The organism is Microbulbifer magnicolonia (assembly GCF_035117725.1).
Classification (GTDB): Bacteria; Pseudomonadota; Gammaproteobacteria; order Pseudomonadales; family Cellvibrionaceae; genus Microbulbifer; species Microbulbifer magnicolonia.
In genome coordinates this window covers 893,088-916,542 of the sequence record NZ_JAYEFD010000002.1, presented here as the reverse complement: position 1 = coordinate 916,542, position 23,455 = coordinate 893,088, and the positions used below count along the sequence as shown (strand labels likewise).

The following is a 23,455-nucleotide window of genomic DNA, read 5'->3' as shown; positions in this document are numbered from 1 at the left end:
CTCCATAGCGTCTTAACAGCGGGGGTTGGGAGTTCAGCCGGCGATCTCGATTTAAATCGATAACTTGAATCCGATATAACTTATATTCCGATCGTAGTTCAGCCTAGCATCTACCGCATCCTGCTGCTGTCTTTCGTAGCCGATACTTAGTGCCAGCCAGTAGCGCATTCTGTAACTGAGGCTGACTGTGCTGCGCTGATAGTCTTCGTCTCGCGGGATTCCCAGCTCCCCGCTGTACTCAGCCTGGTCGAGACTGTGGAGAATCTCGGAAGAAATCAGGTCGCTCCACTCGTGATTCCAGCTCAGCGAGTGGCTCACTATGTCGATATAATCGCCCTCTCCCTGAACCTCTTCGGTTCTTCTGTCCGAGGCAACTTCGATGGTGCTGTAAGTGCGCGGTTTCCAGGCGATGGATCCATCCCACCTGGCTCCGGAAAAGTCCGCTCGCTGGTCGCTGTCGAACTGCTTGCTGCGCACGCCGCCGCGAATGCGCACTACCGTTTTTGCGCCTTCCCAGTTCAGTCCGACAAGATAGTCGGATTCGGTGCTGTCGAGCGTCTGCTGACCGGGCGCCAGGAATTCATACTTGAAACTTCTGTGCGACACTTCGCCGACCAGCTCGGTCTTGGCACCGGTCTTGAAACGCAGCGTCAGAGCACCGAAAGCACTTCTCCTGTCGCGATCCTGGGTCCTGATTCCACCGTAGTAATCGAGCCTATCGGCACCTAGTGAGGTGTCGAGCCGCACCGGGCTGGTATCTGGTCCATAGCTCAGGCTTACCGAGACATCTGAGAGGAGGAAAGTGTCCGGCTCTTCAAGTTCGGCGCCTATGCCCTGGGAGAAATTGCTGCCGCGCCCTTCGTGGGCGCTCTGGTGGCGCCCGTCGACCGCCAATCGCACTGTGTCGCTGAGTTCCCACTTGGCACCGCCCAAGAGGTCGTGATCGAGATAATTGTCTATCTTGCTGTCGAGGTATGCACCCTTCTCTACAGCGTATTCGAGCCTGTAGCTGTCGGCATCGTGTTTGGCCTCGAACAGCATATTGGCTCTGCTGGTTACCACCCAGCTCTGTACGCGCTCGATACTGGCGTTGGTGATATTGTCGTCATGCCGAAACTCCACGAGGGCCGATGGTGAGAAGTCTATGCCGGCGGGCAAGTGGATCGCTGCACCCTGCTCCGTCTCCTCTGCGGACATGGCACTGATGGGAAGAAGCGCGCTCAAGCCACAGATTGTGGATAGGCCGATTTTATTCATGTCGATTTCCGTATTTTCTAATCCGCCTGGCGGATTGCCTTCTAATAAGCATTGGTGCTTACGAATCCTTTAGATAGAGTGAGCATTAGAATGCGCAAATCGAATAGAAACGACCAGTTTCTGATGTAGTGCAGATCGAATTCGACGCGTTTGCTCATCTTGTCCAGCGTATCTGTTTCTCCGCGCCAGCCGTTCACCTGCGCCCAACCGGTAATGCCGGGCTTTACCTTGTGGCGCAACATGTAGCCGCTAACCAGCCCCCGGTATTGCTCGTTGTGAGCGACGGCATGCGGACGGGGACCGACGATCGACATACTGCCCTGTAATACATTGATGAGCTGCGGCAGCTCGTCAAGCGAAGTGCGTCTAAGTAGGCGTCCAAAAGTGGTCACCCTGGAGTCATTTCGGTTGGCCTGCTGGATTTTGTCGCCGTCTTCCTGAACTCTCATCGTGCGAAATTTCCATACGTCGATCACCCTGCCATCCAGGCCGTAGCGGCGCTGCCTGAAAATAATTGGTCCCGGAGAGGTGAGACGGATTCCGAACGAAATCGCCAGCATCAGCGGTGCGAGCGCAATGAGCGCGAGAGAGGCCAGCACCAGGTCTTCCATGCGCTTGAGCCAGCTGTTAAGCCCAACTATCGGTGTGTCATAGACACTCAACAGGCTCGAGCTGCCCAGTTGATACCAGCGCGCATGCAGCATATTCGCGACAAAGAAATCCGGTAACAGGTGCACAGTTGCGGTCGTATCGGCAAATGCCGCCAGTATTTCGGCAATTTTGTCTTCCTCTCGCATCGGCAGTGCGACGTAGACGTAGTCCAGTTGACCCGCACGTGCCAACGCTACTGCGTCGCTCACATCTCCCAATACCTTGATCCGCTCCAGCTGTTCATTCGGCACGACGGAATCGGCGATCTGTGGCACCCGGTAAAAGCCTTCCACCCGAATGCCCAGTTGCGGGTTGGCGTCTATATCGCGGGCGACGCGCAGGCCGGAATTGGTGACACCGATGATGGCGACCCGGCGGATATTGCGGTCGCGCGCGCGGAAGTAACATAGAAACTGGCGCAGCAGCATCCGCCATGACAGCAGCAAGAGCAATGTCAGAAAGAACCAGCTGCCGACGACTAAACGGGAGTAATCCGTACCCAGCTTGCTGAAATAGCCAATCAACAACAGAAAGAGGCACACCGAAATCCACGCAAAGGAACAGGCGCCCAGGAGGCTGAGATAGCTATCGACGCGCCAGGATCGGTAGAGATCCACTGACTCGGCCAGGAACGTAAAGCTCGCGATGGCCAGCAAGGCAACAATGAGCCAGTCCTTACTGACGTCATGGCCCCATATGGTCAGACAGAAAACCAGAATCAAAAAAATAAGTAGGCCATCAAAAAGCCTGTAGAGAGCGGCGAGGCCCCTCTCATGCAGTCGCACCCATCCCTGTTGCATCTACCTCTCCATGTACCGCGCAATCACTTACTTCCACCCCCGCGAGTCTGGCCGGGCATCCCCCAATCTCTGAGAGGCCGTTTAGGCCGACGTGTGACCGGCTTGCCCTTGTCACGGGGTAAATCACCATCGAACGCCCTGCGGTTTATTGCCTTCCGATGGAATTATTCCGCGGGCTTACCTCACTGCACCTGCACTATAGTCCCAGATATTTGAATAGGCAGGTATAAATCTGCCTTTTTTTTGATCTTTAGAGGGAAGCCATGCTGCGCATTAATTGCTTCGGGAAACGCCAGCTGGCAGTAGCGGAACGAGCTGCAGAGGGACTCAAGGGTCGCGATGAACAGGGAAGGAAAATACGTTGCTGTGGAATCAAATTAGAAGACGAGGAAGGGTCTAATGAAAATGCGTGGTCGATTGTCGATGCCTGACCTGACGTCTCGCAACCCGACATGATGCCGATTGGAATTTTCATCCAAGGCTGCAGAGCCAGGACGTTAAATATTGACGACAGCGCTGCGGTGTAAGTTTATCCCACTCAGACGACGGAACTACCTCCGCTGCCGGTTGAGGCTGTTGCTTTCTGGTCACACTGTTGCGCCGCTTGATTTGAGGCATTATTTTGCCCGGCCTAATGACATCCGCTGCCGAGACTCGCCGCAATCCCGCTGCATCAATTCGCGAGTTGGCGCGCGAATGACGCAGAACATTTGTCGCTGCGTTTGCGGGTCAATATGACACGATCATCGACTACATCAGGGCCTCCGGCACGAGCATGACTTCACGAGCGCACAGGTGCTAAGCGAGTCTTCAAAGCGCGGGTGCGCCAACTGAAATCGGCATAACTTTCACAGGTTTTCCCTTCATGTAAGCGGGCGCCTGCCCCCCCATCATGGCAAGGATTGTCGGCGCTATGTCCAGCGCATGACCATTGACGATTTTCGCGTTCTGCGCGGTTCCCTGGCCCGCCATCAACATGAACCCCGTATGCCGGTGACTACCGGCCCTGAAGTGCGGCACCGGCCCTATGCGTCCATATTCGGGGTGACTTACCGCATCGGTGGCGAAGGTCTCCTGCCAGCTGATAACGATATCTGCGTCTGGCAGTTTTTTATCGACTTCGGTTGCGCTTTGCCTCGTCACCAGGACTTTTTTCACCATGGGAGTGCCGGTACGGGCACACTTCAGTAGTTTCAATTCGTTACAGATATCATTCACCACGGCCTGGAAATCAGCGGGTTCTACGATGCCCTCTTTCTCCCGTCCGCGAACGTTGAGGCGAATATAGCCCTCCGAGAAACTCATCAGCGCAAACGCCTTCATCTGTGGCCAGCAATTGCTGTACCACAGCGCCGGCTGCCAGGCTGGCAAATCCGGGTACCGTCGCTCGGCGATAACCGGATTCATTGGCTGACAATGCAATGCCGGCTCCAGATGGGGCGCGACCCGGTCGTAGAGACGCGATGGCAGATGCTTGCGGGCCAGTCTAATCAGAGAATCGCCCTGTGCATTGGTATTCCATACATGGCGGAACCAGGAACCCCACTCCTGTTCGGTAAATGGATCCACCAGGTCGTCAACTTGCCCCAATGCAGCGCGGCCGAAATTCCAGCGGTACATAAACTCCGGCAGAAAGAGCAGCGAGGGCAGATCCATCGTATTTGGGCCCATACCGTGGGGAGAGAAGAGCACGATATTGGCATCCTTGGGTGCGACCTTCAGAATCTCACCAAGCGCGGTGTCGATGGCTTGCATGATATTCCACATCGGTCTCTGCGGAAGCAGTTCGCGCCCCGGGATGGATTCGGTGCACAGGGGGTGCCCCGGCTCAAACTGCCAGAGATTATGTCCACCCCCGTGTGGCTCACCGAAAACCGTCAGAAAAAGATCCCACGGTTCCCTTCTCAGGAGGTCCACGCAGATCTTGCCGCGCCTCGCGATACCCGTCATCAGCCGCTCGTAGACCTTCTTCGTATTGTCCATGTCCAGTGCAACGGCATAGTCGTCATGCAATCCCGGGTGTTCGCCATACTTGGCGATCAGCTGGCGGAACACGTCCGGCACGTTGGACAGTTGCGGAACTTGCGGTGAGTGGGCGCCCCAGGCGTTGAACTGCATGCCGTTTAAAGACTTCTGCAACCGAACCTGCGGCACATCAAAACAACAGACCCGGCGCTTTCTGTCGAGGGCAAAAAACGGTGGATACTCATCGTACTCATAGGCGGCGCGGGTGTGCACTTTGTAATCCCGCGTGTACTTCAGCGGCGTCCAGTAGCCGGTTTCCTCCGGCGGCACCCCAGTCGCAAAAGTGGTCCAGGGCAGCTCGGCCGTGAATATGTCAAAATTCGCCAGCCTCCCGTAGGCACCTCTTTCTCTGACTTTGCGAAAGTTGGGCAACGCGCCTGCCGCCAGCATTTCCTCGAACAGGAATGGATCCGCAGAGTCGAGGCCAATTGCGATAGTGGTCATGTTGAAATTCCTTACTGTCCTTAAAGGTCACTGCATTCCATGAGCTTTCGCTTAAACAGTCTCGTGCATTAGTGGCAATCTACTTTCCAGCCGCCGATTTATACATAGATGACTGTGCACACGTCATATCATTCAAAGATCGAAATTACTCCTTTGAATATAGCCGTAATGCCTCAATACCATGTACAAAATACGCGCATCTTTTTATAGCAGTTTGCCAAGATTATTCCTTCCTGCGCCTCCTTCCTCACCCTGGCATCCCTGGATTGTGATAGGTGTAATGAACTGCTGCATGCGATCGCCGTCATTCTTCTGCCAGCGCTTCGCCCACCAGCAGCTGCGCTCTCGCGACCATGCCTCTGGCCCAGGCACCCCAGGTCAACTTTTCCTCATAAGTACGCCTGGATGACACGGAAAGCCGCTCGTATAGCGCCTGGCTGTGCCAGTAGTGGCGTATCACGTCGGCATATTTCTGCGGCACTGCCGCCACATCGAGCATGCAACCGTTGACGCCATCGGTAATCAGGGAGGGAATTCCACCGACGGCACTGGTCACTGCAGGTGTACCGAACGCATTGGCTTCGGCAATGACCATGGGTGTGCAATCTGCCCTGGTAGGCAAAAGGAGAAAATGGCTCTCCTTTAATAGGTCGTAGTATTGTCGCTGCTCGGAGGCGTCATTTTTATCGAGGAATGGGTATACACGCACCCAGTCAATATTGCGCGCCTCAACCGGATTGGCGCCGACAATTGTTAACGTCAGATCGACGCCGGCTGAACGCAATTGACGGGCGACTTCGAGCGCGGTGTCGCCACCTTTCCGGTGCCAGTCCTTGCCGACAAATAGGATTCGTAAATGGTTGTCGATGTGCTTTGCTGCCGCGCCCTCGACCACGTCCATATTCAGGCCAAACGGTATGAAATCGAATTTTCCGCGTCGACCATCGCCACAGCCGTCGAATTCCATTTTTGCCCTGTCCGCCATATATTGTGATGAATAGACCACCGCACTGGCATTTTTGACGGTCGCCACCTCATTTCTCCGATGGTCTTCCGTAAGCGGCCATTTGTACTCTTCACGCAGGAAGCCATGCGTGGCGTCAGTCACGAAGATAATTGGCGGCAGCTCATCACCGTTTCTAATGGTGCCGATAAGATCCGAAGCTACAGGGGCTACCAACACATCGTAGCGTGAACGCTCGCGGTAAAGGTGTCTGCGGAGGGCCCGCAGATGCTGCTGTTCGACCTTGTCCGCCAGCGTATCGAGCAGCCCGAATGATGGCAGTTGTTTGGACTGCAGTTTGCCCAGCAGCCGTGCGGCCACAGGGCGTCTTCTATGCACTTGCTCGGCAACCAGGCTGACCTCGACATCCGGCTGCTCACACAGGGCCCGAAACATATAGTGGATAGTTCCGCTAAAGCTATTGCGATCATACGGGCTTTCGATGGTCAGGAATCCGATGCTTAACATGTCGTCTGTCCGAAGTTTTCCCGGCTGCGCGAACGGCTCAGCCGAGCACTGCTGTCGAGAAAAATGCAATTACCACGAGTGTCATGAAATCCGTTTTCAAGCACGCAAATCCACCCCGGTATGCCAGCAGCAGGGACAGGGCATAGGATGCCAGCGAGCCTGCACACAAGCCGTAGAGCATGCCGTTGACGCCGGCCAGATAGAATCCTGTCACGGTCCCCAGCGTACGTGACACGGCCATCATGGCCATGACGCAGAAATGACCGCGGCTGTCGCCGCGGGCGAGCTGTACGCTCTGGTAGAGTCCCTGCATGAAATCAATGGCGCCGTTGACTGCGAGAATCGACAGGTAAACGCTGGCTTCGAGGTAGCGGGGATCATAAAGAAATTCGATAAGACCGCCAGCCAGCATGGCCAGCATAAGGAACGCAGTAACGCCGATGACGTTTGTGACCACGCGCAATTGCCTGACTGTGATGTGCAGCCGTTCCGGCTGCTCTCTGACTACGCGGGAAAGTGCCGGAAAGCCGACGCTGGTCAACAACTTGTCGGCCAGCTCGTCGATAGCGGAGACGAACGAAGTGGCAATGGTGAGAAGGCCCAGTGTCGCCATAGATACAAGGTATCCCTGCAACAACGGTTGTGCGTGGCTACCCAGAAAGCAGGCTACGGTCGCAAGCAGGATCCACTTGCCGAAGTGAATTATTTCCATGGCACAGCTGCGATCCAGCGCAAACCGATGGCGGTGGGATGGCAGCATCACATGACTGAGGATGGTGCGGATAATGCCGCCGGCAATCGCGCCGGCGGCCAGCGCCCACACGGACTTCAGCCATAGGGCCAAACCTATGGTGATCAGCGTCGCGATGATGGCCTGTAACAATTCCAGCAGGACGACGCGTTTGAACTGCAGCTGCCGGTTCAACGTGGAAATTGCCGTAGAGGCGAAGCCCTGCACAATCGCCGTGGTAGCGAGTGCGCAGATCAGCGGAAAGAGAACGGCTTCACTGTAGAGCCGCGAAACGGGCCAGGCCACAGCGCAGGCGACCAGCCAGATGGCGAAACCCCTGATTATTTTTATCGACCAGGCTGTGTTGAGGAACAGCTCCTCCTGGCCGCGCTTCTTCTGGACAATCGCCTGGTGGATACCCAGGTCGCTGAACAGCGATATGCCCAGCAAGAAGATGCTGGCGATTGCCATCAGACCGAAGGCCTCCGGAAACAGGATTCTGGTCAAGATCAGGTTAGAGGCGAGTTGCAGCAGCTTCTGGGCGCCGAATCCCGCTGTGGACAGAACGGTCCCTCTCAGCGAGGCCGCCCTTGTGCCGGAGCCCCGCAGGCCTTCCGCGAGTGCGCCGAGACCGGCTGCGAGACCCGCAGGCGACGGCCATCCGGCGCGATTTCTGGAGGATGTCTCTGTCACAGCAGCACCGAGATCTTGCACTGGCAAGTTTCCCTGTCGATCACGGCGACTTCACCAATAGCATCCAGGGGGTAGGCGACGGACCCGGTAGCGCTATTTTCAGCGCCGTCCCGTCGCCCCGAAGACGGATCTCCTGCTGTTTAGTGACGCTCAGTGGTGTGAAGCTGTAGTTACCGCTGGCGGAGATTTCAATGGTCCCATCGACCTTTTCGTTGATGTATTTTTCGCCTTTGTTTTCCGGCACCCGACTGCGGGCCACAGCTGTGATCAGTATCCGCTCACTCTGTGTCAGCGGCCGGTTGTCGAGTGACTGCACGGCGATGGTGGCCGAGTCGTTGCGGATATCGAATTTGACGATACCGACCTGAAGGTTCCGATTGTTGCCGAGGTTGCCGGAAACCACGACAGATTTGCCGGTGTCGATAATATGTAATCCCCGCTGCCAGTCGCGCAAGAGCTCGCCGGTGTCGGACCGTACGTAATTCTGCCCCGCCGGCAGATAATCGCGATCCACATCGGTGATGATCTCTGTGGCGCCATCGCTTTCGCGATCTTCATTGGGCACTTCACTAGCAGTTTCCGGGTGTGCCAGCCAGGGCAGGGTCGCTGAATAGGGCAGATCGATAGTCAGCTTGCTCTGTTCGATCAGCGTTCTGATACTGATCGCGCTCTCCGCATTGATCACCTGCTTAAAGAACTGCTTCTCCGGAACCCTCAGCCGATAGTGTCGCTTCGCCCCGGCCACATGCTGCTGCCGGTACAACAGTGAGGCCGCCGGCATCAGCGCCATCATCTCCGGATCCTTGAACGACGACCAGTTGTTCCCTATGGATTCACTGTGCAGTGGCACCTGCGCATAACCATAGAGCATGAGCGCATCCCAGCCCTGCAGTGAGGCAACGCCGGCCAGCATCATGGGCAGCTGATGGCGCGAGCCGGCGGGGAAATCCCGCAGGTTCCACTCGCTGACCGCAAGCGGCTTGCCGCTGACCTGTGCGCTGCCGATCCAATGCAGTAGGCCCGGACTTTCGCGCGGATTGCGCCCCAGATCGCCGTCGTCGCCGTAACTGTGTACATCGATGAGATCACCGACACTCAAGGCCGGCAGGCTGACAAGCCCCATACCACCCCAACTGTTGGTGGTGGCTATGGGCGCCTTGAATCCGAGGCGCCTTAAGTCTGCGATCATAAAATTATTGAACTGGTATTCCTGGTGATTCAGAAATATCTTGGAGTCGCCCATTTCCCAGGTCTTGGCGGCCCGCTTTTCGTTCAGACCGAGTTGCTCGGTGGCTGCGCTTACCGATCGGATGAATGCCTTGTGATGTTGCGGCACACCCTTGTCGCCGAGCAGCGCATTGCCAAAGTGGTAGGTCAGGTCGTTTTCGTTGGTGATGAGCGCCGCGATAATTGCCGGGTCATTGCGATATTCGATACCGGTATAGTGATTCTTGTGGCTGAGATACTGCCTGTTGAAATCCCGCATTGCCTGCAGGATGTCTCTGTTGTAATAGTTGAAACCTTTCAGTCGCGCGCGATCCTTGCCTTTCGCGGCATCGGCGAAGCCCCTGATGCCATCCCTGCTGGTAAAGGCTCGGCCAACATGCAGGTCCAGCCATATATAGATGCCCTCGTCCCGCAGGCACTTTATCCACAAATCCAACTGCCGCAGTGCCTTGTCATTGAGACGCAGCGTATTGTCTTCGGGAGCGGCAAAAATGTTTGGTTCCACCCATTTCGAGTCGTGGTGGTGAATGCGGACAAGATTGAAGCCCAGTCCGGCAAGTCGTCGCGCGTGCTGTCTGATGTCCTGCTCGCTCGAACTGAACAGCGCATAGGCCTGCATATTGGTACCCCAGAAGCGCGCGGGGGTACCGTCCTCGAATACCAGGGATTCGCCCTGCGCCCGCAGAAAACCACGGGTGCCGGCGGGTTTCTCGTTTAAATCCAGGCCCGCTATTTCCGGGTAGCCAATGCTACCAAGAGGGTCCGGATACCATCCCCGCTCCGGCGACTCTGTTTGGGCGGCGGACGAGACTGAGGCGCAAAGGAACCACACGGCAACAATGCCGCGCAGCGTGCGGTAAGAATTCCAGGATTCGGTATTTGTCATTTTTTCGGCATCATGTTAGTTGAGCATTTTCCCAATGCGGTTTCAGCGGGGCGATCGCGCCATCCTCGGGTAGGCGCTACTCTGTTGCAGTCGTTGGCGACGTGGCAGCGGTACCGCGAGCCGACGGCGGGGAATGCCCAAAGCGCCCCCGGCCAGCAGCCAGAAGTAAGGCGAAAGGGAGCTGTTGGGGACCTGGTCGACCATGAAAAGGGCACAGATCAACAGCAGGCCGGCGTATGCACCCCGCTCACCTCGATTGCTTATAGTCTTCAGTACGCCATAGCCGCGAGTGATGCTTGTCAGCAGTAGACCGGCCTTGGTGAGGTAACCGAGCATGCCGAAGCAGCCGATGATCTTCACCCAGTGTCCATCGGAAACGGAGTTATAGAATTGATTCCTGCCCCAACTGCCCCAGCCGAAACTCAGCTTGCGCGCGGCGTGGTCGAGCAGACGCTCCTCGTGGGAGAAGCGGTAGGCCAGCGACTGGGCCCGGTCCTGACCGAACAGTGCCGCGGTTTCGACAAGCATCTTCTCCGGAATCAGGCCGTTCATCGCCATGAGCGGATAGACGAAGGCGAGCAGGGCGATGAAGGTAGCGACACTGAGGAGCAAGCGGGGCGACAACATGAGCACACAGAGCATGCTGCCGAAGCCGAGCAGCCATGCACCCACCGATTTGCACAGCAACAGCACTATGGCGTAATAGAGCACAAACATACCCACGGGCAGTGACCCGAGCGTGTATTTCTGCTTGTAGAGGGTAGTGGCCGCACACAGGGATACCGAGGCAAACATCGCGACCAGCAGCCCGTGGCCGAGAAACACTACCGGCCGGAAACCGTCAAAGCGCATCTGCTGCGAAAAGTCGTGCGGGAAGAAGCCGTAGACCCACGTATGCAATTGCGGACTCATGCGGACCTCAAAGAGGATCAGCGGTGAGTAGGCGATTGCGGCGTAGAGCAGCAGCTTGAGCAGCCGGACGATATCGGCGGGACTTTTGACGAGCGATAGCCCGATCAGCATTGGCAGCAGTGTCAGGTACATCTGCAGTATGCCGGCCAGGGCATCGTACATTTCCAGCCCGCGTTTTGTTTGGCGGCCGTCAAAAAAGGGCTCCGGATTGGTAATCGTGGAAAGTAGCGGCGCTATGAGTAGCCCCAGGAACAGCCAGCGCTGAAGCCCGCTGTCCGGAAGCAGCTTTATGCGAACTTTTCGTATAAACACGCAGCCGAGCAGCGCACTGAGTGCCGGTATGGACGTCTGGTCCAGCGGCGGCAGCATTGGCAGATCTATTTCCATGGCCGCCGGAAGTAACAGATAGCCGCCAACGATCACCCAAAAGGCCGCACTCAACGTGCTGAGACGGCGGTAGTAGAAAATCAACACCGCGACCAGTGGCCAGCACAGGAGCATTGCGTAAGCGAAGGTGTTTGGCACTGTCTATCGCCTCTGTAAAATTGCGTCTGGATTTGCGACCCACTTGTGGACGCTATACATGGGCGCCTTTCCGTCCGTCGCCATGCACCTCCTTTCTTATCGCGTGTGCGATGAACGGCAGGTGCAACATGTTCAACAGGTAGCGCTTGGCCATGCGCCGAGGGCACTGCGACAGCCGGTACAGCCATTCACAGCGCAGGGTCTGCAGCCATTCCGGCGCGCGCTTTTCCTCCCCGGTGATGAACAGCAGCGAGGCGCCGATGCACAGCGCGACACCGGATTTAGCGGACGCCGCGAGTTTCCTGGCCAGTATTTCCTGCTGCGGTGAACCGACTGCGAGCAGTATGAATTCCGGCTTCGCGGCGCAAACGGCGTCGACAACGGAGCACACTTCAGCGCTTCTTTTTATAAAGCCCATCGACGGATTGACGTGCTCAATCTGCAGATAGGGATACAGATTTCGCAACCTATCGATCAGCGCTGCGCTTCCCCCGACAATAAACAGGCGGCTGCCGGGTTTCAGCACCTCGTCGAACATGCGCCTGGTCAGGTCGCTGCCAGTTACGACCTGCGGTACCCTGGCGCCCGACAGCTCCATCAATTTCTCCAGAATACGGCTGTCGCAAAGTGACAGGCTTGCATTGCGGTAGATGTCACATATTTCCGATTTGGCGCCGGCCTTATACAGGCGCTGCAGATGGTCGATATTAGGCGTGACCACATAGTGGAAGGCGCTGGACCTGGCCAGAGTGCGAATCTGCTCGATGGCTTCACTCATCTTGATCGCATCAATATGGCACAGATTCAGATCTATGCGCCGGTTGGTGAGTAGCTGTGACTGTTCCATGTCATTTTCTCGCGGTTCGAATCCATTCCCGCTGCCGTTGCGTGGTAAAGCGCACGTAGATGTTCACTTTTGCAATCACATGCAGCGCAACCCGGACTAGGTCTCTGGGCCCCAGCAGATCTCGCGCGCTGAGTGCCCAGGCGACGGTAATAACCGAGGCAAAGATCGAGAAAATGACGCAGGATAAGATCAGGGAAATCGGCAGTGGATCGATGAGCGAGAGTCCGAGGCTCAGCACGACATAGGCGCCGATCGCCAGCGCCAGCAAACTGAGCGGCGGGACCGACATATCCATCGCCATCGCCAGAAGGCGGTAGTCCCGCCGACGCAGGGCGTCGATAATCATTGCAGGTCCGGCGGTAAGAATCGTATGCAAGTGGCCGTGCTCCCAGCGCTCCCGCTGGCCCCTCGCCGCATTCGCCGCCAGGGGGAAGGTGCTCGTCACCTGGACGCTGGAACAATAGAAGGGGGGGTCTCCGCGGCTCGCCAGCTCTATACCGAGGGCGAGGTCTTCGACAATATTCGCGGTGGCCAGGCGGGCAGCGCGGATCTGGTGCCAGGGGAATGCCATGCCGGTACCCGCGAGTTGGCAGGGCAGATGCAGCTCGCCCAGGCCGGTGGGACGCAGGCCGTTCTTCATTCGCCATGCGAAATGAGCGATTCGCTGCGGGAGACCCTCTCCGTCGCGAAGCCGCATGGCGTAGTGGCTCTGGACCGGGCGCTGCAGCATCTGCGCGACGGCGGCAAGCCCGGCCGGATTGCCCCGGGTAAATTCGCAGTCCGCATCGAGAATGACGACCACGTCGGGTGGAGATTTTTCCAGTGCCGCCAGTCCGAAGCTCAACGCATAGCCCTTGCCGCGTTGCGCCGACGCGCTGCGCTCGACCACTTTAGCGCCGCACTGGCGTGCGCGCTCGGCGGTCTCGTCATCGCAGTTGTCGGCGATGACCAGCATGTCTCCATCGCCGGTCATGACCTGCTGCAGTTCGCAGATGGTTTTAGCGATATCTGCACTTTCATTGTGCGCGGGGATTAACACCGTGTAGGAAACAGCAACCGGCTCCGGCGTATCTGCCGAGCCAGTTCTGCGCCTCCGCAGCGCCTTGGCGGCTGCGCCCAACTCCACCAGAAGTACAAAACACCAAATAAGAAGCGGCGCACCAATAAGCGCCAGCAGAACGTCAAGCCAGTCCATAAGCTTGTTGGTCGGTTCGCGTCAGTTGTTTATCTCTGGGAACGACAGTTAATTGACCCGATGCGGGTCATCCCTGTCGTTGCGCTGTATAAGTTGCGCTGCTCGGTCGTTTTGTTTACACGCCTTTGCGGCGATAGCCTCGACAACAGGCAGTGGCAAACTTCCACGTAAAGATAGGAGATCGCGCGAAGGTGGGTCGGAAAACACCGCGCCATACTTAAAGATTGGCGCAGGACACAATGCGGATTCTAATTTTATTTTTTTGTGATCTTATTGCGGCTACTGCAGCGGACAGCCAATACCGCAGCGGGCCCGGTCACTGGACGGCAACCGGGCGTTTTTTGATTTTTTTGTGGGTGGCAAGGAGGACTGCTTCGAATCGGTTTGCTTCTTGTGATCGATTACTTGTACTCGATCAGCTGGAATTGCTTCTTCTTTATCAATTGCCGATAGAAGTCGGCCACACCGAGGAGTTGTGCAAATTTTCCGACGACGGTAAGGCCGCTGTGTATTGCCGCCACTTTTCCTGGAATGCGGCTCTCACGAAGACTCCTTCTGTAAATCCTCAGCCAGAGTATCGGGTACAGCAGTAGCAGGGCTGTCGAAACAGCGCCAGTGAACGGCGCTGACACAATAGCGGCGAGCGGCAACAGGGCACCCCAGAACAGAATGCTGAGAAGGTGCCGCTGCTTGAACGCCTTTGCAGCACCCCGGTGTAAATAGTGGCTATGCGCATAAGAGTGACCACACCGGCGGGCCCGGCGCAACAGCTGGGAGAATTTGTCGATATCCGATTCGTGGACTGCCATAGCACTGTCGATGCGCTCGATGGTCCAGCCCTGCTGCTGGAGACGGTAGCAGAGTTCGGGCTCCTCGCCCGCGATCATCATGTCGTTGAACAGGCCCACTTGCTGTAGGGCTTTGATGTTGGCAAAGGAGATACCCCCACAGGACTCGATGACTCCGACCGGCCCCTGCCATTCCAGCTCGCACAGCTGGGTAAAGACGGTCGATTGGGCGTGGCGCTCGTGCAGGTGACCGCACAGGACTGCCAGGCGATCCCTGCCCGCAACCCTATCGTCAAAATAGGCGCGCGCACTTTGCAGCCAGCCCGCTTCCAAGGTGCAATCGCCATCGATAAATTGCACATAACTGATATTCGGCGCTTGTCGCCTCAGCGCCGTCAATCCTTCGTTGCGCGCCCGCGCGGCCGAGAGCGGCTTTGCCGTGTCCAGCTCGAGAACCGGATAGCCGTAACTTTTTGCCAGTGCGACGCTGCCGTCACTGGATCCTGAATCGACATAGATTCTCGGGCAATCCCATGCCTGCAGGGAGATCAGGCAATTGCGCAGTCGCTCGCCCTCATTGCGGCCGATGACAACGATGCCGACATCCGATAGGTCCGGCTGTGGATGCAGATTCATATTTATCAATCAGTTCAGGCTATGGGCGTCGTAGTCGCCGAGCGCTTCAGTTCGCGGGGGAGTCACTGTCAGTGGTTGGCAGCTGATTTTATCTGGGAGCCAATGCATTGGACGCATTACCGGAGTCTCTGCGAAGTAGTGCGGTCGTTGAGGATGGCGCTTCTTCCTGTGCCTCGGGTCGTCGTAGTCGTCTTTACGGGTTCTACGACAGGACAAAAGAAGCATCGAAACGCCCCGTGGCGGCGGCTGCACATGCATTGCTTCGCCACAGGCCAAGGATAGTAGCCATAGCGAACTTGGGTAATGGCGATAGCGCAACTTGTCCTCGGAATAGACGCTGGCGCGCGTTCCAGTTGCGGGGTTTGGTTGGGGCGGGATGCGCGGTGGGCCTCTGCCGGCCGTATGTTGCGCCACGCATCGCCATCGCAAGCCGGAGCGGCGGGATGTCTCCCGCGCGCTCAGAACTTCCTTAGAACCACACGGACCAGAAGAGTCGAATCACATTCGCGCCGAAGCTGTAGGTGGGCTCCTCGCCCGGCGCGATATCGCCGCCATCACCGTGCACGGTGACATCGCGGAAATTGTCGTAGTCGAACAGGATATGGTCCCAGTAGAGATTGACGGTGTTCTTCCGCTCGAACAGTGACCAGCGCTCCGGCAGCAGGTAGCTGACGCCGATACCGAAGGAGATGTTGCTGAAATCGCTCAGCTCCTTGTCCCGGGCCCGGAAGCTGGTGGCATTCAGGTAGGGAAACAGGTCGCTGTAAAAGTCCGCCCCGCTCTGCTGGTAGAAACGCAGCTTGCCCTCGAGAATCCAGCGGTCCTTTTCCTCCAGTGGATGGGTGTAGCGGAACTCGACATTGTCGGCGCGAATTCCCCAGCTGTCAGCATAGTAGCGGTACTCGCCCTTGATCGCCGCCCGGTAGGGCAGGCGGTACTTAGCGCGCAGCGCTACCGCGTCGCTGTTGCGGGTGGTCGGATAGAGCTCCGGCTGGTAACAGAAGCCGAGCGCACAGTCCGCACTGAGGAAGCGCACACTGCGATAGGGGTTGTTGAGAAAACCCTCGTCGGCGACGGTTTCCACGCTCAGCTCGGCGATCAACTTCTGTGTCAATATCTGGTTCCAGCTCAGCGCATAGCGCCGGTGCTCCGCCGCGGCGGCGAAGCTGTCGTCACCGTTGCGGAAGACGTCGTCGCTGCCGTAGCTGACGCGCAGCCCCAGGGTGCTGAGATCGCCGAAAAATGTCTGACTGACACCGAAGGACACCGTCTCGGCCTGGTAGTCGTTCTCCGAACTACTGGTATAACCGACGCTCAGGATTGCCTTGTCCACCAGGTAGTCCGCGCCGAGCGAGTACTCGTCGCGCTGCTCGGAGTAGCGACTGGCGGTGGCCTCCACGTCGATGGAGGCCCCGGAGATCATGTCCACATAGTAGTTGGCAGATAGCGACAGGGAGCTGCCGACATTCTTGCGCACCAGTAGCGAGGGACCGTCGATGGTGACGCCGCCGCCGCTGTAGGAGTGGTACATGGAGTCGGCGCGCTCTTCCGGCAACACCGCGGCACTCGAAAACACCGGGGCGAAAAGCAATATCGCTATCGAGAAAAATTGCCACAAAGCGTCGCGAGCGAACACAGTTTGGTCGCCGCCGGAGCGCAGCAACCGGAGCGCACTTGCAGTGCGTGAGGATTGTGAGCACCGCCGGCGGCCGAAATGCGGAGCGCAGTAGCTTTGTGGTGATTTTTTAGTTACAGCCACAGCCGCCTCCACTGCCACCTTCCGCACCGCGCGCCGCCTCGCGCGCCTCGTAGACGTGGTTCATATATTTGGCCGCCACCGGATCCCGCTCGAACCCCATGATCGGGTCCGCCAGGTAGTGGCGCTCGTAGGGCGCGACCCAGGGCGTTGCCGTGCAGCCGGTAAACAGCGTTGCGGCACAGAGCAGGAACAGCGCGCGGATCATCCTAGAAACCGCAGTTGGGCGCAACAAAGACAGGTGAGATATTGGTGCGCATAGTGAATTTAAAAATCGCGTGGTCACCTTATTGGTGATGAGTCGATTTTTAAGTTTGCTAGGCGCGCCAAGAGCTTGCCTGGACTTTCGTGATCCAACTGTGGTTTCTAGGATCATGGCTTACTCCCGGATCAGTTCCTTGATGATGTTCTTGTAGGCGGCCTCGTCGCCGTCGCGGTAGCCGCGATGGATATGGCGCACATTGCCGTCGCGATCGATAAATACCGTACTGGGCATGGCGTCGATACCGTACAGCTTGCTGACGCTGCCGGTGCTGTCGAACAGAATCGGGAAGTCCACCGGGATCTTGACCAGCATTTTCTCCGCGTCGGCGCGCGCGGAGTCCACGTTTACGCCCCAGACCTGGAAGCCGGCGGCCTCGTAGCGCGCGTGCAGCTCGTCCAGCAGGGGCATTTCCTTGCGGCAGGGACCGCACCAGGAGGCCCAGAAATTCAGCATGATCACGTCGCCGCGCTGCTCTGCCAGGCGCAGGTTGTCGCCCTTGTTGGAGGCGAGCGTGAAATCCGCCGAGGGTTCGGCCGCCAGGGCCAGTTGCGAGGAGAGAATCAGTGCCAGGCCGGCGAAGAGACGAAACATCGCTATATCCTTTTATTGTCGATCAGAAAAACAGGGAGAAACCGAGCTGCGCGGACAGGTTGTTGGTGGTTTGCGCCTCGCCAAAAATCTCGTGTTCAAAGATGTGGTCGCGAAAGTCCAGCCGCAGCGCCAGCCAGTCGTTGGCCAGCACCCGCGCGCCGACCCCGAAGTTGTAGGTGAAGTGCTCCTCGTCGGCGAAGGAGGTATTGCCGACGCCGCCGATCAGGTAGAGGCTGCTGTTCAGCGCCCAGTCGTCAAAAATAAAGTACTCGCCGGGGAACAGGTTCCAGCCGAGGGACAGGTTGTAATAACTGAGCTGGCGCTGCTCGTCGGTCAGCAGGGGCGCGGAGCCGCTCAGGCGCTCAAAGCTGGATTCGCCCAGCTCCGTCTCGCCGTAGGCGGCCTCCATAAACACATCTTCGTTGATGTGGTAGGCCAGTGCGCCACCGTAGAGGGTGTTGGAGCCAAAGTCCTCGACATTGATGACGCCACCGAAAGTGGAGATTTCGATGTTCTCACTGTCGAGTTTCGCCTCGCGGATTTCACGGCGCTCCAGGTCCGGCGAAACGATATCCCCGAGTACATCGTCCTGCGCCTGTGCACCGGCGGCAAATAAAAAGGCCGCTGCTGCTAGAAACGGTTTCACAGCGTAGCGAGCGGGTGCCAGGTGGTGGTCGCCGGAGCGGAGGCGCCGGAGTGTACACTGACGTACATGAGGACGCCGAGCACCGCCGAACGCCGCCTGGCGCACGCGTAGTAGTTGTGAAATCGTTTCTAAAGGTAAACGTCGAAACCGAGCTTCCACTCGACTATCTCCTGATTGTTTTCCCGCGAGGTGAGCAGGTAGTGGTTGGCGTACTCCGCTCTGAGGGCAAAGCGGCGGGACAGATAGGTCTTCACCCCCAGGCCGGTCAGCATGGCCGTATCGCGGCGATCTTCGGTCGCGACGATGGTGGCATTGGGAGAGGTTATGTTGATACCGGTGCCGAGCATAAAGTAGGGCGACAGCTTCCAGCGCGGGAACGGCTGGTGCAGCACCGCCACCTGGTAGGTCTGGCTGTCGGAGAAATCGCCCACGGCCTGGGTCGCGCGCAATTCGACCGACAGATTCGGCGTAAAGCGGTAGCCGAGGGTCGCGCCCATGGAGCTGGCGCCGGCGAAATCACCGTAGGAAAAACCCAGATGGAAGTGCTGCGTATCCAAATCGCTGAAATCCGGCAGCGGCACCCGCACCAGCTCACCGTCCTCGCCGTAGATTTCCTGCAGGTCGGCGATACGCACCCAGCCGGTCTTGTCCCGGCGCGCGGTGACCTTGACCCAGTCGGTGCGGCGCTTCAGCAGCCACAGCTTTTCCCCGTACTCGGCCACATGGAAGATCGGGTAGCCGCGCCCGGGACCGGTATAAATGTTCACATAGGGGCTGCGGACGGTGACCAGCTCCGCGTCCACCGGTACGCCTTCCGGCGGCAGCGTCAGACCCGGCCCCGATGCGGCGGCCGCGGCAGACAGGCCCAACAGCAGCCCGGCACATAGAAAGTGCAAGAAAGTAGAACGAAGACTAAACATGCATCAGTTTACCGGTGCGGCAAAGGGGTCGTTGTAGTACTGCGCACCGATATCCAGCCACTCGGAGATCAGCCTCAGTTCCGCCGGCTCGAGGTAGTCCGCGTGTACCGCACCCGCTTCGAATATCTCGAAAAAGCGACTGCCGTTGGCGGAATCACCCATCAGTCGGTCGACATCGACGGTTACCATAACCGGAATCGGGTTGCCGTCGCTATCGAGTATCGGGTTGCCGTCCTCGTCGGTCTCGAACACCAGGTTGCCATTGTCGTCCCGCTCCTGCACCAGCACCGGGTTGAGCGCGCCGTTCATCAGCTCCTGGGTGGGATTGTCGAACAGCAGCTCGACATAGGAAGTCATCCAGTCCGCATTGGCCGCGGATGCGGCCGAGGTCAGTTCCAGCTGCCCGGCCGGCACCCGCAACATGCCGGCGGCATCGCGGGTGGAATGGCAGGCGGTGCAGGTGCGGTCTTCGATCACCGCGCCGCCCGCGTCGAGAACTTCCCGCGAGCGCTCCCACAACGGTTGTATATGTTCCGGGTAGTGGATCACGCTGCGGCAGCTTGCACTCCAGTCGTCCAGGCAGGTGGCGGCAATCGGAATCGGCGTGGTCAGGTCGGCGTAGGGAATGCTGCTGCTCGGATCCTTGGCGCGCAGCGCCGGGTCCGTCCACAGATCGCTGAAATTGATGTCGCCTTCGAGACCCGCCTCGCCGGCGATGCGCGCCAGCAGCTGCGCCATGGTCTCGCCCATTTCGGCGACCAGTGCAGGCTCGGTGTTCGGGAAGGGAATACCGGATGTGGAGCTGCCGCCCCAGGCGGGGGCCGGCTCCTTGTCCGGGCGGCCGTGGGGCACTTCGCTGTCACCGGTGTGGCAGCCATTGCAGGTGCGCACTTCGCCGGCACGCAGTTGCAGCCAGCTGCGGTGGCGGCCGACGATGCGGCGGCCGTCGGCGTCGACGACGGAGATGGCCAGCGGCATATCCGCCGGCAGCCTGACCCGCACCGAGCCGTCCGGCTGGATCGGCGTGTAGCCGAGAATCTCGCGCATGCCGTGGGCGCGGTTGCGGCCGAAGGCGGAGCGGTCGAAATCCAGTGTGTCGTCGTCGGGAATGCCCGCCGCCTTGACCACGCGCAGGTAGCGCGCCGGGCGCAACTCGGCGCTGGTGGCAGCCGGGTCGGCCAGGCTCGGGATACCCGCCCCGCCCTCGCCCGCAAGAATGTCCGCGCCGTCGAAATCGTAGACGCTGCGGATATCGAGGATGCCCGCGCCCTCCTGCACCAGCTTGTCGTCCAGGTCGACACCGGGCACCGGCGCGGGGATATAGGCGGGCTGGGTGCGCGGCTCCAGGGTGACGCCCTCGGAGATCATCTCGCCCTCGTCGGCGGTGACGATCGGCAGCTGGGTACCCTGCTGATAATCGTAAATCCACAGGCCGTAGAGCGGATCCGCCGGCGCCACTTCTTCCTGGTTCAGCCACTCCTCGGTGCAGGGCCGCGGCAGGTCGGTCTCCGCCTCCAGCACGCGGCACTCGCTCCAGCTGACCAGCAATCGGCTGGTGCCGTCGTAAAAAGGCCAGGCGGAGGCGAAGAGGCCGTGGGGGGACAGGCTGCCGTCGGTAACCACTTCCTCTACCGAAATGGATGACTGGCCCACCAGCTCGCCCTCACCCTCGGGTTCACTGAAAGCTTCCGTGTAATCGACGCTGTTGATGGTCACCAGATCGCCGCCGTAACTGATGCCTTCCGGCGAGCGCAGGTTGATCAGCAGGCGGCCATCGGGCATCTCGCGGGGCTTTACGAAGGCGGCCGCGGTCCTTTCACCATCGGCATTTTCCGTACCGGTCTGCTGGCTGTGGTAACCGTAGTGGAACGCCAGGTCGGTGCCGTCCGGCTCTATGGTGTAGAGACTCAGGTTGTCCACACCACCCATATTATCCCAGCGGTTGAAAAGTATACGGCCATCGTTCAGCACCGTCGGGTGCAGGTCGTGGCTCTGGTTGAAGGAGATCTGCTGTATATCGCTGCCGTCCGCTTCCATTACGTGCAGCACGAAGGCCTCGCTCTGCAGGTCTTCGGTGAGGGCGGAAAACTGTGGTTTGTTGTCGTCCAGCAGCAGCGCGCGGGAACGGCGCTGGCGACTTGAGGAGAAGACGATGCGGCCGTCCGGCAGAAATGCCGGGGCCACATCCTGCCCCTCTTCGGCGATCAGGTCCGACGCGATGACGCGCTTCAGTTCACTGGTTTCGCGATCGTAGAGCCAGATATTCCAGGTGGGCTGCTCGTCGTCATCCGCGTCCTCTATCTCTGGCGCGCGCATCGCGAATACCAGGCGCTGGCCGTCGGCCGAGGTGTTCAGATCCTTGACGTCGTAAGTGCCGTCGAACAATCCCTCGGTCAGCACGGTTTCCGGTGCGCTGGGTGTGGCTCGGTCTTTCAGCACCAGCTCGGCGCCGGGATTGAAATCGGCCGGGGAGTAGATGTCGTCCTGCACCAGGGCGCCATCGTCTTCGAAGGTGAGCTGGCGTCGCACGAAGGCGAGCGGATAGTCGACAACGACAGGATCTTCGGCCTGGTCCCCGCCAGAGGAGGATTCACCACCGCCGCCACTGCAAGCGGTTATCAACAGCAGCACCGGCAGTGCGCGCAATGATTTCATTTTTATTTCTACCCGCAGTCAGCCCAACCCGAATTCCGGAGAAGCTCAAAAAACAGCCAACAGATTGTCGAATTTCTCTATGCGCGACATTTTTCCCGCAAGGCGGAATTCTCTCAAGGCGCGCACAAAAAATTTGCCAACTGGAGCCCAAATATTGCAAGTGTCACAGACAATACCAGGAACCAGGAATTAGTATTTGATGTCACTTGGCTTAGTGCTCATTCCAATCAAATAATTCCATGAAAAATCTACTGCCTCGACTGAGCGGCACCCAACCAAAAGCTGGCTGCTTGCTGCTCGGCGCTTACTTCTGGGCCGGTGCAGCCATCGCCGCCCCCCAGGACCAGGCCCTGCAAATGCACAGTCGTCTGACCGGCGTCATACCCACGGAAAGCATACTGCTCGACATGGCCGAAGATATTGCCAACGGCGATCCACAGGCCGCCGCCTACACGGCGATGCAGAACGACGCCTTCTACAACGTGACGCTGAAAAATCTCGCCACCCCCTGGACCAACCGGGACCGCGATGTATTCGCGCCGTTGAACGATTACACCGCCACGGTCATCGGCATGGTGCGCGACGACGTGGATTTCCGCGAAGTGCTGTCCGGCAACATCCTTTATACGGGCGATGTCTCCGGCCTGCCCGCCTACAGCAACAGCGACAACGACCACTACGAGGCGCTGGAGGCCGGTGGCCATTCGCTCAAGGACAGCCTGGTACAGCGCAGCCAGTCGTCGGTCACCGGCCTGCCGGCGGAGGCGACCGCCGGCGTCATCACCACCCGCGGCGCGGCCAAGTCCTTCTTTATCGCCGGTACCAACCGAGCCATGTTCCGCTTCACCCTGGTGAACCATCTGTGCCGGGATATGGAGCAGGTGCAGGACACTTCCAGAGCTCCGGACCGCATCCGCCAGGATGTGAGCCGCAGCCCCGGCGGTGACAGTCGCGTGTTCCAGAACAACTGCATCGGCTGCCACAGCGGCATGGACCCCATGGCCCAGGCCTTCGCCTACTACGACTTTGCCTACGACGCGGACAATGACCCGGAGGGGGAAAACGGCGCGCTCGATTACAACAGCACCGGTGAATCAGACCCAGCCACTGGCAGCCGCGTGAAGGCGAAGAACCATATCAACAGCGCCAACTTCCCCCACGGCTTCATACTGCCGGACGACCGCTGGGACAACTACTGGCGCGAGGGACCGAATATGCACCTGGGCTGGAGCAGCGCCCTGCCCGGCAGCGGCAACGGCGCCAAGTCCCTGGGCGAGGAATTGGCCAACAGTCGCGCCTTCGCCGAGTGCCAGGTGACCAAGGTATTTCGCCAGGTGTGCCTGCGGGAGCCGGAGAATACGGCCGATCGCACGCGCATCGATGCCATCGCCGACGATTTCAGCAACAGCGGCTACAAGCTGAAGCAGGTCTATGCGGACGCTGCTGTTTACTGCGCGGGGGATTAATTTATGACGAATAGAAAAATCCCCGGCTCCTTTTTCAGTTCAGTGGCGGCCCTGCTACCGGTAGCGCCT

Annotated in this window: 17 protein-coding genes; 1 reads left to right on the top strand and 16 read right to left on the bottom strand. The window is 58.7% G+C overall.

Features of this window, described 5'->3' with window-relative positions; translation table 11 throughout:
* Positions 1 to 51 precede the first annotated feature (51 nt).
* From RRF64_RS13330 to RRF64_RS13255, 16 genes are all read right to left on the bottom strand, one after another.
* Positions 52 to 1,257, bottom strand: a complete 1,206-nt coding sequence (locus tag RRF64_RS13330) for an outer membrane beta-barrel protein (RefSeq protein ID WP_323846383.1) — start codon at positions 1,255 to 1,257, stop codon at positions 52 to 54.
* Positions 1,258 to 1,298: 41 nt separating this feature from the next.
* Complete coding sequence (locus tag RRF64_RS13325) at positions 1,299 to 2,708, bottom strand: undecaprenyl-phosphate glucose phosphotransferase (protein WP_323846382.1); 1,410 nt, start codon at positions 2,706 to 2,708, stop codon at positions 1,299 to 1,301.
* Positions 2,709 to 3,518: 810 nt separating this feature from the next.
* Complete coding sequence (locus RRF64_RS13320; protein ID WP_323846381.1) at positions 3,519 to 5,177, bottom strand: alkaline phosphatase family protein; 1,659 nt, start codon at positions 5,175 to 5,177, stop codon at positions 3,519 to 3,521.
* Between the two features lie 304 nt (positions 5,178 to 5,481).
* Positions 5,482 to 6,648 carry a glycosyltransferase family 4 protein gene (locus RRF64_RS13315; protein ID WP_323846380.1) on the bottom strand — a complete coding sequence of 389 codons (1,167 nt, stop codon included), beginning with the start codon at positions 6,646 to 6,648 and terminating at the stop codon, positions 5,482 to 5,484.
* A 37-nt stretch (positions 6,649 to 6,685) separates the two neighbouring features.
* Positions 6,686 to 8,092 (bottom strand): oligosaccharide flippase family protein, encoded by a 1,407-nt coding sequence (locus RRF64_RS13310; RefSeq protein WP_323846379.1) that lies wholly within the window; start codon positions 8,090 to 8,092, stop codon positions 6,686 to 6,688.
* 19 nt (positions 8,093 to 8,111) lie between these two features.
* Positions 8,112 to 10,184, bottom strand: a complete 2,073-nt coding sequence (locus RRF64_RS13305; RefSeq protein WP_323846378.1) for a glycoside hydrolase 5 family protein — start codon at positions 10,182 to 10,184, stop codon at positions 8,112 to 8,114.
* Positions 10,185 to 10,226: 42 nt separating this feature from the next.
* Positions 10,227 to 11,621, bottom strand: coding sequence for a hypothetical protein (locus tag RRF64_RS13300; protein ID WP_323846377.1), 1,395 nt, complete (start codon positions 11,619 to 11,621; stop codon positions 10,227 to 10,229).
* A 52-nt stretch (positions 11,622 to 11,673) separates the two neighbouring features.
* Positions 11,674 to 12,468: a WecB/TagA/CpsF family glycosyltransferase gene (locus tag RRF64_RS13295; protein WP_323846376.1), complete on the bottom strand. Its 795-nt coding sequence runs from the start codon at positions 12,466 to 12,468 to the stop codon at positions 11,674 to 11,676.
* A 1-nt stretch (position 12,469) separates the two neighbouring features.
* The gene (locus tag RRF64_RS13290; RefSeq protein ID WP_323846375.1) at positions 12,470 to 13,663 is read right to left on the bottom strand and encodes a glycosyltransferase family 2 protein; all 1,194 of its coding nucleotides are present in this window, start codon (positions 13,661 to 13,663) and stop codon (positions 12,470 to 12,472) included.
* Between the two features lie 401 nt (positions 13,664 to 14,064).
* The gene (locus tag RRF64_RS13285; protein ID WP_323846374.1) at positions 14,065 to 15,087 is read right to left on the bottom strand and encodes a glycosyltransferase family 2 protein; all 1,023 of its coding nucleotides are present in this window, start codon (positions 15,085 to 15,087) and stop codon (positions 14,065 to 14,067) included.
* A gap of 469 nt (positions 15,088 to 15,556) precedes the next feature.
* A complete protein-coding gene (locus RRF64_RS13280) occupies positions 15,557 to 16,678 on the bottom strand; it encodes a DUF3570 domain-containing protein (RefSeq protein WP_323846373.1) in 1,122 nt (373 codons plus the stop codon).
* A gap of 154 nt (positions 16,679 to 16,832) precedes the next feature.
* Positions 16,833 to 17,051 (bottom strand): DUF4266 domain-containing protein, encoded by a 219-nt coding sequence (locus tag RRF64_RS13275; RefSeq protein ID WP_323846372.1) that lies wholly within the window; start codon positions 17,049 to 17,051, stop codon positions 16,833 to 16,835.
* A gap of 171 nt (positions 17,052 to 17,222) precedes the next feature.
* Entirely contained in the window at positions 17,223 to 17,699 is a 477-nt protein-coding gene (locus tag RRF64_RS13270; protein ID WP_323846371.1) for a TlpA disulfide reductase family protein, read from the bottom strand.
* A gap of 22 nt (positions 17,700 to 17,721) precedes the next feature.
* A complete protein-coding gene (locus tag RRF64_RS13265) occupies positions 17,722 to 18,345 on the bottom strand; it encodes an outer membrane beta-barrel domain-containing protein (RefSeq protein WP_323846370.1) in 624 nt (207 codons plus the stop codon).
* Between the two features lie 128 nt (positions 18,346 to 18,473).
* Positions 18,474 to 19,265, bottom strand: a complete 792-nt coding sequence (locus RRF64_RS13260) for an outer membrane beta-barrel protein (RefSeq protein ID WP_323846369.1) — start codon at positions 19,263 to 19,265, stop codon at positions 18,474 to 18,476.
* 3 nt (positions 19,266 to 19,268) lie between these two features.
* Complete coding sequence (locus tag RRF64_RS13255; protein ID WP_323846368.1) at positions 19,269 to 21,920, bottom strand: HzsA-related protein; 2,652 nt, start codon at positions 21,918 to 21,920, stop codon at positions 19,269 to 19,271.
* 239 nt (positions 21,921 to 22,159) lie between these two features.
* On the opposite strand from RRF64_RS13255, the gene RRF64_RS13250 reads away from it, so the two are divergent.
* Positions 22,160 to 23,386, top strand: a complete 1,227-nt coding sequence (locus tag RRF64_RS13250; protein ID WP_323846367.1) for a hypothetical protein — start codon at positions 22,160 to 22,162, stop codon at positions 23,384 to 23,386.
* The last annotated feature ends 69 nt before the right edge of the window (positions 23,387 to 23,455 follow it).